We start from the raw sequence: 14,494 nt of genomic DNA on the forward strand, positions 1-14,494 counted from the left end.
ATGGTAGGTTAATTTTTATTCGTTACATCATGATTAATAAATGATGACAGTTTTTAGGCTAATCAAAATAGAGCGTGCTGAATTTGATAAATTCTGAGTAAAAAATTTGACTTGTCCTGCTCAGGACTTACAATACCGCTTTCGAATTTCTACATCTGCCAAAATTATGACGAATGATCAATTAGACCAGCAAGTCGTCGAGCTAGACAACTTAAATGAACACCGCGAAATTGTGACATTTATGCGTCGTTCATCTCCGCTGAACACCTCGCAACGCACTGCGCTTGAACAATATGGTCACATGATTTTGGAATACCCTGTAGGTGACCTACGCCAGCAGTTTGAACATCCAGAGCGTCCGCTCACGGTTGAAATTGGCTTTGGTATGGGACGTTCATTGGTCTTGATGGCGCAGGCCAACCCTGAACGTAACTATGTCGGGATTGAAGTGCATGTTCCGGGGATTGCGCAATGTGTGTATGAAGCTGGAATTGCAGGTTTAACCAATCTTCGTCTTTTAGATGCAGATGCCATTCAAGTATTACGTGAAATGCCAGATAACAGCATCAACGCTGTGCAACTGTACTTCCCAGACCCATGGCAGAAAAAACGCCACTTCAAACGTCGTTTCGTGTCACATGACCGTATGCCACTGGTTGAGCAAAAGTTGGAAATGGATGGCACATTCCACGCAGCGACAGACTGGGAACCGTATGCAGAGTGGATGATTGATGTACTCGATAACCGTCCAAATCTTGAAAATATGGCAGGTAAAGGTAACAGTTACCCGCGTCCAGACTGGCGTCCACAAACTAAATTTGAACGTCGTGGACTCGAAGAAGGTCATAAGATCAACGACTTCTTATTTAAGAAAATTAAATAAATTTCAGATCTCATAAAAATAGGGCCGAGAGCCCTATTTTTTATGCTTAAATTATTAAAATACATGCCGAATTTCAACCGTTGGATCATGTTGATCCAAGCGTTTTGCCAAAATATGTAAACGTCGTGTCGGCACTGCGGGAAACAAATGATGCTCCACATGATAAAACATGTTGTAGGTCACGACCCGTTTAAACTCATTACGCACAGTACGCGTCATATACACATGATCTTCCGTATCATGATGCACCGTCCACACCGCAAAAAAAGCCGTCATGCATTGTCCAATCAACATGGCACTGACATGGTATTTTAAAATACTGATATCCAAGATCACAAAAACCAAAAACAATACCATGACGTTGGCAACAAGCTCAGTAGACATCCATTTTTCTGGGTTTTAGTCCCAACCTCAAAGGCTTTTTTATGCAACATCCATGGGAAAATAGGACCAAAAAGTAAGGCTTGCCACCACTTCATGGTTGCACTTTTCGCTTCAATATCTTCTTCCTGCATGCAATGCTGATGGTGACGCAGGTGATTAATTTGTACAGCATGCATCGAGCCGAGCATGACGATGCTCAAAAAAAACATGACCCAATGAGTCGCAGGACGGCTAATACCTAGGGCAAAATGAAAAGCGTTATGGACCTGTCTGAGTCCTGTTAAGAAAAACATAAACGAGCAAAACAGCGCTAAGACATACCACTGTAAACTTGCAAAAATGAAAGAGACAATCAACCACGGTAAAGAAATAAATAATTCACTGATCACATCGCTACGGCCTAAATGAACGAGATCTTTCCACTGCACTTGTTCTAATAATGAATGTGAACGCATACGCCCTCTATTTGTTTGTATTTATTTTAAGCAATACTGTACCGAATCTTAGGACATAAAAAAAGCCACGTTTTCAGTGGCTTTGCTTGTTCTTTGTGGCTCGCTTCTTCGTTTCTTATTTTGAATGTCAACTGTGACGTTGACTGATCTGCTGACTCATTAAGGCATACACTTCGGCAAGATCTTCTCGTTGAACTTGTGCAAACATCTGTTGATGCATCTGTAGAATATTCTGATCCTGACGCATCGCAGGGCCAGTTTGCATGTGCTTCGGGTCATTCTGTGTGGCTTTCTGCGCGGTTTCTAAGATCAAAGGGTATAACAGACTAAAATCGACCTGCTCTGCATCCACCACTTGTTTCGCCATGTCATAACAATAATTACTAAAATTACAAGCAAAGACAGCCGCTAAATGCAAACTTAGACGCTGCGCAGAGCTGTAGCTATACACGCGTTGGCTCAGGCTTTCTGCCAGTGTATGTAGTCTTTGAAGATCCGTATTTTCAGTGGCTTCCACAAATAACGGTGTATTTGACCAATCAATTTCACGTTCCAAGCTAAAGGTCTGTAAAGGATAAAACACCCCTGCACGTGCATGTTTCGTCGACAAAACTGAAAGCGCTGTACTCCCTGAAGTATGTACAATCAACACATTCGGCAGATATTCAGTCAAGGCCGAAATCACACTGGGAATAGACTGATCACTTACTGCAATCATCACCACATCCACATCAGCATTTAACTGCTGAAAATGACTGACCGCCTTTGCATGTACGACTTGCGCCAAATCTGTAGCTTTGTCGAAGCTTCGACTATAAATATTGATGATTTCATGCTGAGACATCAGGGCTTTGGCCAAATGATGAGCCACCCGCCCCGCTCCAATTAAACTGATCCGCATCTTCATTTCACTATTTTAAAGTGCCTACAGCATGCCAATAAAAAAAGGATGAAGCAATTCATCCTTTTTTTATTAAATTGACACTGACCCACTAAAACTTACGAAGAGTCAAAATCTGTTCACTACGGCCAAATGGCCCTTGTTCATCGTGCAAAACCGCACTGGTTAAGCCAATACCATCATCACCATATTGCTGAGTCGCTTCCAAACCTAACCATTTCCCTTGGGGTAAACGGTATAAATGCAGTTGTAGATCTAAATTGGGAAAGCCCCATCCAGATGCTGGATTTTGACGTGGCACAATACCGTTGGCTGTATCCACCATACCCAATAAGCGCACAAAACTTGATGTTTTCTGAGCTTCCACCATGTCCAAATCATTATGTAACCAGACAATGCCTTTACCCGCACGGTGCCCTTCTGCCGCACGTGTCTCAATACTCTGAATATAACCACCCGGCCAACATTTCATCCCATCCCATACTGGCAAAGTTTCAGGATGTACAATCGATTGATCTTCTAGCCCTGCAATTGCACTGGTATCTTGCTTCATCATTTTCCAAGCACGGGCCACAATACAAGTCTTCCCGTTTGCCTGCATTTCCGCCTCGATCAGTTCAATGGTTTTTCCAGCACGAATGACACGGGTATGCACCGTAAACTCACCAAAAGCGATCAGCCCAAAAATATCTAAACTCACGCGTCCAATGCGCATCTCATCGCGTGGTTGAAACTGCTCTAACTCCGTACACAAAACCCCTGTTGCAGGTGCCATGTGCTGTTCATGCGGGTTCCATGCGCCTTGGGCATGAATATTGGAAAGATACGACGCCGTGCAGCTCCCATCACTGTGCTGTTCACGATTTAAAAGTTGATAATAGGCTGCCATGTGTATTCCTTCATTTTTATCTTTAAAATGTATCTTTTCACTGCCATTGGTTTTTATTTTTGTGCAAAAAAACCATAATAATTCAACAGTTGACTATAAGTTCGTACTTCATGAAATCCAACTTTAGTCAGAAGCTCTTGCATCTGACTGGCCGAGACCAAATAAAAATCTTGTTGCAGGCGCTCAATCATTTTTTCACTCTGTACCACCGTCAAACCATTGCTCTGACATAAGGTTTGTAGAACCTTGAGTTCAGCTTCATCACTGGAACGCATCAGGTCATAGCTCAGTAAAATGGCTTGCGTCTTAAGACAGCGTAAAATGTCGGCAAAGAAGAATGACTTTGCTTCAAGTGGAATAAAATGCGCCACCAATATGGCTAAAGCGGCATCAAACTGTGCACTTTCCTGTAATGCCGTCGTATCACCATCAACAAAGTGAACCCGCGTTAAATCACTATGGGTCTCGCTCAATAACTGCTGCGCTTTTTCAATCATGGTCAAAGAGGGGTCGACAGCGGTAAAACTCCACGTCGGATGCTGCGCCAACAAATATGAAAGCTCATAACCTGTACCGCATCCCACAATCAATACATGCGCATGTTCTGGTAGATGTGTTTTTAAAATGGCTTGAATTTGCAGATGAACCAACTCATAACCTGGAATGAGCTTACGAATATGTTGATCATAACCATCCACTACAGTTTGACTCTGAAAGTCTTTCGCCATTTTATTGTTCACTCATCTATTTTTAATCGTCGCCCTAAATCTACACTTTCATGACCGCATGTTCTAGCACTTAAGCTACAGCCATAGCATCGACCGTTAACTCAGCAAGTTGCGGTTTGGCTTTTTCTGCATGTAGACCCAGTTTTTGAAAGAGTTGTTGGTCTTTGCCTTGTGCTGTATTTGGCGTAGTCAGCAATTTTTCACCCGAAAACAGTGAGTTTGCACCGGCCATAAAAGCCAAAGCTTGGTCGGCATCGGACAGCGATTCACGTCCTGCGGACAGACGAATATAGCTTTTCGGCATAATGATACGTGCTACCGCAATAGTGCGAATCCACTCCGTCACATCTAACTTTTCAACTTCTGCCAAAGGCGTACCTTGCATAGGAACCAGCATGTTGATCGGCACAGATTCGGGATGTATGGGTAAAGTCGCCAATTCAAATAATAAGCCAATTCGATCTTTGGTCTCTTCACCTAGGCCAACAATTCCGCCACTACACACTTTTAAGCCTGCTTCTCGAACATGACTTAAGGTATCTAGACGGTCGTCAAAGCTACGCGTACTAATCACATTGGGATAGTACTCACGAGACGTGTCTAAGTTATGGTTGTAATAATCGAGTCCTGCACCTTTTAAACGCTCTGCTTGGGAGGCATTCAGCATGCCTAGGGTCATACAGGTTTCTAAACCCAAAGCTTTGACTTCACGCACCATATCCAAAACATAAGGCATATCTCGCTCATGTGGATTTCGCCATGCTGCGCCCATACAAAACCGTGTAGAACCCGAGGCCTTCGCCTGCTGTGCTTCGCTAATGACTTTTTCAACCGCAATTCTTTTTTCAGCTTCAAGCTTTGAGTCATAACGCGCAGACTGTGAACAGTATTTGCAGTCTTCAGGGCATTTGCCTGTTTTGATCGACAGTAAAGTACTGACTTGGATGGCATTCGCTTCAAAGTACTGACGATGAGTTTGCTGTGCTTGAAAGACCAAATCCAAAAAAGGCTGTTGGTAGAGTGCTTGTATTTCAGCGCGAGTCCAATCATTTTTCAGGTGCATATGCTATTCCTTTTACTTTTCACTTCGGACTTTCCTTCGGCTTCAACGCAGCAAAGGAAAGTCCGTCTTCAACCTTATGCGATTTCTTTCAAGTTCAGTTCATTACGCATAAATTCCTGCAATTTAAACTTCTGCGCTTTGCCTGAAGCTGTCATTGGGAACTCATTAAAAAAACGAACATAACGTGGAACTTTGTTGTGTGAAATGTGTTCTGCACAGTACTGACGGATCGACTCTTCAGTAATTTCATGATGCTCATGTAAAATAATACATGCACACAACTCTTCACCATAACGCGCATCTGGCAGACCAATGACTTGGACATCGCTGACATCAGGATGGGTATATAAAAAGTCTTCAATTTCTTTCGGGAATAGGTTTTCTCCGCCACGAATGACCACATCCTTAATTCGGCCTTTAATTTTCACAAAGCCAGCTTCATCCATTTCTGCAATGTCACCTGTATGCATCCAGCGTGCTGAATCAATCACTTCTTGCGATTTTTCATGGTCTTCCCAATACCCCAACATCACCGAATAGCCACGAACACACAGTTCACCCAACTGACCGCGCGGTACAACTTTGCCTTGTTCATCAACAATTTTAATTTCAAGATGTGGATGGACGCGCCCTACGGTTCCGACTCGTTGTTCAACTGAATCGGAGGTTGAGCTTTGTGCACTGACAGGTGCCGTTTCAGTCATACCATAGCAAATGGTAATTTCGGACATGTGCATCCGATCAATAACACGTTGCATAATTTCACGTGGGCACGGACTACCCGCCATAATGCCTGTACGTAAACTGGAAAGATCAAAGTCATCAAACTGTTCATGCTCTAAAATGGCAATAAACATGGTCGGTACACCGTATGCAGCCGTACATTTTTCTTGCTGAATGGCTTTTAACGTTTCTAAAGGATTAAACACTGCCGATGGATAGACCATGGTTGAACCATGCGTAATACAGGCCAAATTACCCATCACCATACCGAAACAGTGAAAGAGCGGCACAGAAATACAGACTCGATCGGCAGGACTTAAGTGAATGGCTTCACCAACAAAATAACCATTATTTAGAATATTATTATGTGTCAGCATTGTGCCTTTCGGGTTACCTGTGGTGCCCGAAGTAAACTGGATATTGATGGTTTCATCAAACTGCAATTCGCTTGCAACGAGCTCTAATTGATTGAGCTGTCTCTTGCTAGGGGGAGTGAGCAAATCACTAAAACGATGTAAACCCGTATGTTCTTCTTCATCAATTTTAATAATATATTTCAAATGTGGCAGTCGTTCTGCCTTTAACACTTTATTTTCAGCACCTTTAATTTCAGGGGCAATTTTCATTAAAATATCTTGATAATTCGTGCTTTTAAATTGTGATGCAATGACTAAGCCCTTACAAGAGACTTTATTCAACACATATTCGAGCTCATTACTTTTATAAGCAGGGTTCAAGTTGACTAAAATGATACCTGCTTTAAACGCAGCAAACTGGGTAATCGCCCATTCCACACAGTTCGGAGACCAAATCGCAAGTCGATCGCCTTTTTTCAAGCCTAGTTTTAGTAAACTACAGGCAAATGCATTGACCTGAGTTTGTAATTCCTTATACGTGAGTCTGACATTTTGATGCAGGCTGACAACAGCATCTTGTTCCGCATACTGCTGACAAGCCTGATCAAATTTCTCACCAATCGTCATGCCTAATAAGGGCTGACTGCTCGTTCCATAGGCATAACTTAACCGTTCTTGTGTCATCGAATCGATCTCCTTGATTCATTGTAATCTTGTTATTCAATTTTAATTGTTCTATGACTACTTCCCTTCAAACACCAAGCCTTTGTGTTCACACCTGCTACTATTTTTCCTCCTGAACCTGAACTGCATTGACACAAAATTCGGCAATTTGTTTCACAAAGTAGTCTTTATAGTTTTGATCAAACATCACATTTCGAGACGGATTTAAAGGCTCAATCACCACAAAAGTCATGGCACCGACCACACAAAGTGCTGCGGTATTTAAATCTTCAAATCCAAACTCACCGTTAATTTTCCCTGCGGCCAGTATTTCTTTCATGCTCTGTTTAATCATCTGTTTACTGCGAAAACGTTCATGTTCTAACTCAGCATCGACTGGCTCAAACATGAGTGAATACGCAAGTTGGGGGCTATTCAGGGCACGTTTCACAAACGTGGTTACCGCCTTGTCCAATTTCTGTTTTGATGAGAGCTCACTTTCAGCAATGTGATTTAAAATTTTCACCTCATGCTGTATGGCCTCAGACAAAACCTCAATTAACACTTGGCTTTTGTTATCGAAGTATCGATACACCAAACCACTCGAAACACCCGCGCGTTCAGCAATTGCTTGAATTTGCGCGTCTTTAATCCCCCCTTGAGCAATAAGTTCACGAGCAGATTGCAAAATCGCTTCACGATTTTGTTCCATTCGTTCTTGCATCAACGATGATCTTTTATAACTCATAATTCTATTCTCAACCAGATAAAATGAATTGTAAATCAATTTGTGAATTTTAGTTCACTTTTTTAAAAATTCGATGTATTGTAAAAATCAAGCACAACAAAAATGCTTTATCAGGAACAACAAATACAATCATAGGATGAATGAAGAAATGACCTTCCAAAGCTTAACTTTCGGTTTAGATGAAACACTCATTGCACTGCGTGATTCCGTTGCTGCGTTTTGTGCCAAAGAAATTGCTCCTATAGCGCAACAAGTCGATCAGAACAACAAATTCCCTGCTCAGCTGTGGAAAAAATTTGGCGATATGGGCTTACTCGGTCTAACCGTCAGTGAAGAATATGGCGGTACAGGCCTAGGTTATTTGGCACATATCATTGTCATGCAAGAAATCTCACGTGCTTCAGCTTCGATTGGTCTTTCTTATGGTGCACATTCTAACCTATGTGTGAATCAAATTAACCGAAATGGCAGCGAGGAACAAAAACAACGTTATTTACCGAAGCTAATTTCAGGTGAATACGTCGGTGCACTCGCAATGTCTGAACCAAACGCAGGCTCAGATGTAGTCAGCATGAAACTCAAAGCTGAAGATTGTGGCGATCACTTCCTGTTAAATGGTTCAAAAATGTGGATCACCAATGGTGGTGATGCTGATGTGCTTGTAGTGTATGCCAAAACGGATCTGCATGCAGGTGCTAAAGGCATGACAGCCTTCCTTGTAGAAAAAGGCATGGAAGGTTTTAGTCATGGGACACATTTAGACAAATTGGGTATGCGTGGTTCGAATACTTACCCGCTGTTCTTTGACAACGTGAAAGTGCCAAAAGAAAACGTAATGGGCGGTGTTGGAAACGGCACCAAAGTGCTCATGAGTGGTTTGGATTATGAGCGTGCGGTTTTAAGTGCAGGTCCTTTAGGCATTATGGATGCCTGCATGGACACCGTGATTCCCTATATCCATGACCGTAAACAATTCGGCCAAGCGCTCGGTGAATTCCAGCTAATGCAAGGAAAAATTGCCGATATGTATTCGACTTGGTTGGCATGTAAAGCGCTAGTCTATGCCGTGGGTGCTGAGTGCGATAAGGCCGACCATAGCCGTAGCCTACGTAAAGATGCAGCCAGTGCAATTTTATATGCTGCTGAAAAAGCCACATGGATGGCAGGTGAAACCATTCAGACCTTAGGTGGAAATGGCTATATCAATGAATTTTCTGCAGGCCGTCTATGGCGCGATGCAAAACTCTATGAAATTGGCGCGGGAACTTCTGAAATTCGCCGTATGTTGATTGGCCGTGAACTGTTTAATGAAACAGCTTAACCCTCCACAACAATAAAAATGACAAGGATGTTCGTGATGAATCAATTACATAGCAAGATCAATATTCGAAGTGAAGACTTCAAAACCAACCAAACCGCGATGCAAAGCTTGGTCGATGACTTAAAGCAAAAAGCAGAACAAATTGCTTTAGGCGGCGGTGAAGCGGCGCGACAAAAACATTTGGCACGCGGAAAACTGTTAGCACGTGATCGTATTGATCAGTTAATTGATGCAGGCACGGCATTCCTTGAAGTTGGTCAGTTGGCGGCACAAAACGTCTATGCAGACGATGTGCCTGCGGCCGGTGTCGTTGCTGGTGTAGGTCAGGTCAATGGTGTGACCTGCATGATCGTCGCCAACGATGCGACAGTGAAAGGCGGCACGTACTACCCATTGACGGTGAAAAAACACTTACGTGCTCAAGAAATTGCGGAGCAAAACCATCTGCCCTGTATTTATTTGGTGGACTCAGGCGGTGCATATTTGCCGATGCAGGATGAAGTTTTCCCTGACCGTGATCACTTTGGCCGTATTTTCTATAACCAAGCACGCATGTCAAGCATGGGAATTGCCCAAATTGCGGTGGTAATGGGCAGTTGTACAGCTGGGGGGGCATACGTACCTGCCATGTCTGATGAAACCATTATTGTGCGTAACCAAGGGACGATTTTCTTAGGCGGCCCGCCATTGGTGAAAGCGGCAACGGGTGAAGTGGTTAGCAGTGAAGACTTAGGTGGTGGTGATGTGCATACTCGCCTGTCTGGTGTGGCGGATCATTTGGCTGAGAACGACGAACATGCCATTGCCATTGCTCGTAATATCGTGGCGAACCTGAATAAAACACCACAAACGCGTGCAACAGAGATTGAAGAACCGTTATTTGATGCAACTGAACTGTATGGTGTTGTGCCAAGTGATGCACGCAAACCATTCGATATTCGTGAAGTGATTGCGCGTATTGTTGATGGTTCACGTTTTGATGAATTCAAAGCTCGCTTTGGCACCACCTTAGTCACAGGTTTTGCCAAAATCTATGGCATGCCCATTGGCATTATTGCAAACAACGGTATTTTATTTTCAGAATCTGCACAAAAAGGGGCTCACTTTATTGAGCTCTGTACGCAGCGCAATATTCCCCTCCTGTTCCTTCAAAACATTACTGGCTTTATGGTCGGTCGCCAATACGAAAATGAAGGCATTGCCAAAAATGGCGCTAAACTGGTCATGGCTGTTGCCACCGCAAATGTCCCAAAACTCACTCTTGTGATTGGTGGTTCATTTGGTGCAGGCAACTATGGTATGTGTGGTCGTGCCTATTCACCACGCTTCATGTGGACATGGCCGAACTCGCGTATTTCGGTGATGGGTGGTGAACAAGCGGCAAGTGTATTGTCGACCTTAAAACGAGACCAAATCGAAAAACGTGGTGAGTCTTGGTCAGTCGCAGAAGAAGATGATTTTAAACAACCCTTCCGTGACCAATTTGAACGTCAAGGCCATCCATATTATGCATCGGCGCGTTTGTGGGATGACGGTGTGATTGACCCTGCACAAAGCCGTCAGGTGCTCGGTTTAAGTTTAGCCGCAGCCTTAAATGCACCCATTCAACCGACCAAATTCGGCGTGTTCCGCATGTAGGAGATGAGCGATGAGCTTTCAATATTTACAACTCGAACAACGCGACCAAGTGGCAACGGTATGGATTAATCGTGCAGAAATGCATAATGCCTTCAATACTCAAGTGATTGAAGAACTGCACCGCTGCTTTAGCGAACTCAACACGCGTGATGATGTTCGTGTCGTGATTTTAGCTGGACGTGGCAAAAGCTTCTCGGCGGGTGCAGACCTGAACTGGATGAAAGAAGCGGGACAAGCCTCACAGGATGAAAATGAAGCCGATGCATTAAAACTAGCGAAAATGCTACAAAGTTTAGCGACTTTAAAACAACCGACCATCGCCCGCGTGCAAGGCATTGCTTTTGGTGGTGGCATGGGACTGGCTTCTGCATGTGATATTTGTGTAGCAAGCAGTGATGCTAAGTTTGCGACCTCTGAAGTGCGCTTAGGTTTAGCCCCTTCAACCATTAGCCCTTATGTGATTCGTGCGATTGGCGCACGTCAGGCTTCACGCTACTTTTTAACCGCAGAACGTATTTCTGCGGAACAAGCCCTACACATTGGTCTGGCGCATGTGGTGGCCGATGCCGAACAGTTGGATGAAAAAGTTGCAGAAATAGTTGATGCCTTACTTTTGGGTGGTCCAGAAGCACAAACGTCTTCAAAACAACTCATCCAAATGGTCGACCAGCAAGTGTTAACCGAAGCATTATTGTTGCAAACCGCACAACATATTGCCCATATACGCCAAGGATCAGAGGCGAAAAGTGGCTTAAATGCTTTTTTAAATAAACACAGTCCAGTCTGGATCAAGACGACGGCATAACAACAAGAAAGGATATCGATATGTTTAATAAAATCTTAATTGCGAACCGTGGTGAAATTGCTTGTCGCGTGATCCGTACTGCAAAAAAAATGGGCATTGCCACCGTTGCAGTTTATTCAGATGCTGACGCTCAGGCACAGCACGTGCAACAAGCCGACGAAGCCATTTATATCGGCGAATCTCCTGCTGCACAAAGCTACCTACAAATTGAACGTATTATCCAAGCTGCCTTAGACACAGGTGCAGAAGCCATTCATCCAGGTTATGGTTTTTTATCTGAAAATGACCAATTTGCCAATGCCTGCCAAAAAAACAACATTATCTTTATTGGCCCACCTGTAGATGCCATTTTAGCCATGGGCCTCAAAGCCACTTCTAAATCCTTAATGGAAAAAGCAGGTGTACCGCTGACACCGGGCTACCATGGCACCAACCAAGATCCTGATTTTTTAAAACAACAAGCCGATGCCATTGGATACCCTGTACTGATTAAAGCCAGTGCTGGCGGTGGTGGTAAAGGCATGCGCTTGGTGGATCGTGGCGAAGACTTTTTAAGCCATCTAGCTTCATGTAAAAGTGAGGCACGTTCAAGCTTTGGCAATGACGATGTACTGGTTGAACGCTATGTAGTACAACCGCGCCATATTGAAGTACAAGTTTTTGGTGATACGCATGGTAACTATGTGCATCTATTTGAACGCGATTGTTCGGTACAACGTCGCCATCAAAAAGTATTAGAAGAAGCACCTGCACCCAAAATGGCAGAGCCAAAACTCGAAGCCATGCGCCAAGCCGCTATTGATGCAGCACGTGCAGTGGATTATGTCGGTGCAGGGACAGTTGAGTTTATTGTGGAACAAGACGGCACGGCATATTTCATGGAAATGAATACTCGCCTGCAAGTTGAGCATCCTGTAACAGAGATGATTACAGGGCAAGATTTGGTGGAATGGCAACTGCGTGTAGCTTTTGGTGAACCGCTACCTAAACAACAACACGAGCTCAGTATTCATGGCCATGCATTAGAAGCGCGTGTCTATGCTGAAGAGCCTGAAAAAGGCTTTTTACCTGCGATTGGAAAAATCCACTACCTGCACTACCCTCAGCAAAATGAGCATGTCCGTGTAGACAGTGGCATTGTTGAAGGGGATGAAATCACCACCTTTTACGACCCAATGATTGCCAAATTAATTGTGTGGGCGAAGAATCGTGAAGCAGCACTCACACAAATGCACCATGCACTCAGTCAGTTTCATGTCGATGGCTTGGGCAATAACATTGCATTCTTAGACCGTTTGGTCCGTTCAGAATCGTTTAAGACCGCCAATCTAGACACCAACTTAATTCAACGTGAAGAAGCGTTTTTACTGCAACACACTGAAATAGCCTCTTCAGAGCTCATCATTACGGCAGCATTGATTGAACTCTTGTCTCGCTTTGCCAGCAATAAAATAGCTGCAAATTCTGTATGGCAAACCGAGTCTCTATGGCGTTTAAATATTAATGCCAGCTATGCCATTAAACTGGCACTAAACGATGAAGAACATAAAGTCTATTTCAGCCCAACAGCAAAAGGCTTTACAGCGAAGTACAATGGAAAGAGCGTTTTCATTCAGGGTGAATTGTTAGAGGCACATTTAGCTAAAATTGAATGTGAAACAAGCAAGAAGACCTATGCTTATAGTTCGAATGCACAGGGCCTAACGCTGTATGCAGACGGTCAAAGCTATAAATTTGCACATATTCAGCCTAACTTTAATACTGAAGATGATGCTTCTGATGCCAATAACTTAAAAGCACCAATGCCGGGTGTGATCACGCAAGTCTTGGTACAAAACAACAGTGCAGTGAAAAAAGATGATGTCCTCCTTACGCTTGAAGCGATGAAAATTGAATATTCAATTCGTGCTCCACATGACGGCATTGTCTCTGCGGCTTACTTCCAAGTCGGTGATCAGGTCAAAGCAGGCGATGAATTGGTTGAGTTTTCAAGCTTAGAAGGTGCCGCATGAATGAATTTGTCAAAATTGTCGAAGTCGGGCCGCGAGATGGTTTGCAAAATGAAAAGACACCGCTCACTTTGGATGACCGTCGTAAACTGATTTTAGATTTGATGCAGACAGGACTCAGTGCTATTGAAGTGGGGTCTTGCGTCTCTGCAAAATGGGTTCCACAAATGGCACAGAGTGATGAACTCTTTGCCAGCTTACCTAAAGATCCGAATATCAGTTTTAGTTTATTGACTCCGAACTTAAAAGGGTTTGAGTCTGCATTGGCTGTCGGCTGTCAGGAGGTTGCCGTTTTTACCGCAGCTTCCGAAAGCTTTACCCAAAAAAACATCAATTGCTCAATTGATGAAAGCTTTGAAAAGTTTGCAGATATCATGACTGCTGCAAAAACTCATCACATCAAAGTCCGTGGTTATGTGTCTTGTATTGTGGACTGCCCCTATGAAGGCGCAATTGCACCGAGCAAAGTTGCACACGTCAGTCAACGTTTGCTAGACATGGGCTGCTATGAAGTATCCTTAGGTGAAACGATTGGCACGGCGACACCAGACCGCGTGAAAAAAGTCTGGCAGGCATGTTTAGCTGAAATGGATGCCGCAAGTTTAGCAGGACATTTTCATAATACCTATGGCATGGCCATTGCCAATATTTACCAGTCTTTAGAACAAGGCATTCGTGTATTTGATTCGTCCATTGCAGGTTTAGGCGGCTGCCCTTATGCCAAAGGCGCATCGGGCAATGTGTCCACAGAAGACCTTTACTACCTACTCTCCAACATGGGCTATGACACAGGGATTGATCTTGATGCACTGATGGTTGCCAGCCAAAACATCAGCCAAGTACTACAACGCACCAATCCATCTAATTATGCCAATGCCTACTGGCAAAAGCGCTGTGCCTAAGCCATTCAATAGATAACGAGAACACT

The 14,494-nt window shown here is 43.7% G+C and carries 14 protein-coding genes; 6 read left to right on the forward strand and 8 right to left on the reverse strand.

The genetic code is table 11. From position 1 onward, the window contains the following. The first annotated feature begins 166 nt into the window (after positions 1–166). A complete protein-coding gene (gene trmB, locus ACG9ZB_RS06415; protein WP_419324933.1) occupies positions 167–883 on the forward strand; it encodes a tRNA (guanosine(46)-N7)-methyltransferase TrmB in 717 nt (238 codons plus the stop codon). A 54-nt stretch (positions 884–937) separates the two neighbouring features. Here the strand turns inward: trmB and ACG9ZB_RS06420 are convergent, their stop codons facing one another. From ACG9ZB_RS06420 to ACG9ZB_RS06455, 8 genes are all read right to left on the reverse strand, one after another. Beyond that, positions 938–1,267, reverse strand: a complete 330-nt coding sequence (locus ACG9ZB_RS06420) for a fatty acid desaturase (RefSeq protein ID WP_419324935.1) — start codon at positions 1,265–1,267, stop codon at positions 938–940. Next, positions 1,216–1,722: a fatty acid desaturase gene (locus ACG9ZB_RS06425; RefSeq protein WP_419324937.1), complete on the reverse strand. Its 507-nt coding sequence runs from the start codon at positions 1,720–1,722 to the stop codon at positions 1,216–1,218. Before ACG9ZB_RS06425 ends, ACG9ZB_RS06420 begins: the two co-directional genes overlap by 52 nt. A 127-nt stretch (positions 1,723–1,849) precedes the next feature. Further along, positions 1,850–2,623, reverse strand: a complete 774-nt coding sequence (locus ACG9ZB_RS06430; protein WP_419324939.1) for a Rossmann-like and DUF2520 domain-containing protein — start codon at positions 2,621–2,623, stop codon at positions 1,850–1,852. Positions 2,624–2,714: 91 nt separating this feature from the next. Beyond that, the gene (locus ACG9ZB_RS06435; protein WP_419324941.1) at positions 2,715–3,512 is read right to left on the reverse strand and encodes a thioesterase family protein; all 798 of its coding nucleotides are present in this window, start codon (positions 3,510–3,512) and stop codon (positions 2,715–2,717) included. A gap of 53 nt (positions 3,513–3,565) precedes the next feature. Beyond that, on the reverse strand, positions 3,566–4,240 hold the full coding sequence (locus ACG9ZB_RS06440; protein ID WP_419324943.1) for a class I SAM-dependent methyltransferase: 675 nt from the start codon (positions 4,238–4,240) through the stop codon (positions 3,566–3,568). Positions 4,241–4,310: 70 nt separating this feature from the next. Further along, positions 4,311–5,303, reverse strand: a complete 993-nt coding sequence (gene bioB, locus ACG9ZB_RS06445) for a biotin synthase BioB (protein ID WP_419324945.1) — start codon at positions 5,301–5,303, stop codon at positions 4,311–4,313. A 74-nt stretch (positions 5,304–5,377) separates the two neighbouring features. After that, the gene (locus tag ACG9ZB_RS06450; RefSeq protein ID WP_419324947.1) at positions 5,378–7,066 is read right to left on the reverse strand and encodes an AMP-binding protein; all 1,689 of its coding nucleotides are present in this window, start codon (positions 7,064–7,066) and stop codon (positions 5,378–5,380) included. 100 nt (positions 7,067–7,166) lie between these two features. After that, positions 7,167–7,793, reverse strand: coding sequence for a TetR/AcrR family transcriptional regulator (locus tag ACG9ZB_RS06455; protein WP_419324949.1), 627 nt, complete (start codon positions 7,791–7,793; stop codon positions 7,167–7,169). 148 nt (positions 7,794–7,941) lie between these two features. Between ACG9ZB_RS06455 and ACG9ZB_RS06460 the strand changes: the two genes are divergently transcribed. From ACG9ZB_RS06460 to ACG9ZB_RS06480, 5 genes are read left to right on the forward strand one after another with little or no spacing between them, the layout of a single operon-like run. Beyond that, entirely contained in the window at positions 7,942–9,114 is a 1,173-nt protein-coding gene (locus ACG9ZB_RS06460) for an isovaleryl-CoA dehydrogenase (RefSeq protein ID WP_419324951.1), read from the forward strand. 36 nt (positions 9,115–9,150) lie between these two features. Continuing rightward, complete coding sequence (locus ACG9ZB_RS06465) at positions 9,151–10,752, forward strand: carboxyl transferase domain-containing protein (protein WP_419324953.1); 1,602 nt, start codon at positions 9,151–9,153, stop codon at positions 10,750–10,752. Between the two features lie 10 nt (positions 10,753–10,762). Continuing rightward, on the forward strand, positions 10,763–11,557 hold the full coding sequence (locus tag ACG9ZB_RS06470; RefSeq protein ID WP_419324955.1) for an enoyl-CoA hydratase/isomerase family protein: 795 nt from the start codon (positions 10,763–10,765) through the stop codon (positions 11,555–11,557). A 20-nt stretch (positions 11,558–11,577) separates the two neighbouring features. Then, positions 11,578–13,569 carry an acetyl/propionyl/methylcrotonyl-CoA carboxylase subunit alpha gene (locus ACG9ZB_RS06475; RefSeq protein ID WP_419324957.1) on the forward strand — a complete coding sequence of 664 codons (1,992 nt, stop codon included), beginning with the start codon at positions 11,578–11,580 and terminating at the stop codon, positions 13,567–13,569. Beyond that, a complete protein-coding gene (locus ACG9ZB_RS06480) occupies positions 13,566–14,468 on the forward strand; it encodes a hydroxymethylglutaryl-CoA lyase (protein WP_419324959.1) in 903 nt (300 codons plus the stop codon). The genes ACG9ZB_RS06475 and ACG9ZB_RS06480 overlap by 4 nt, the downstream gene beginning before the upstream one ends. Positions 14,469–14,494 lie beyond the last annotated feature (26 nt).

It is taken from the genome of Acinetobacter johnsonii, assembly GCF_048551975.1.
GTDB classification, from domain to species: domain Bacteria; phylum Pseudomonadota; class Gammaproteobacteria; order Pseudomonadales; family Moraxellaceae; genus Acinetobacter; species Acinetobacter johnsonii_A.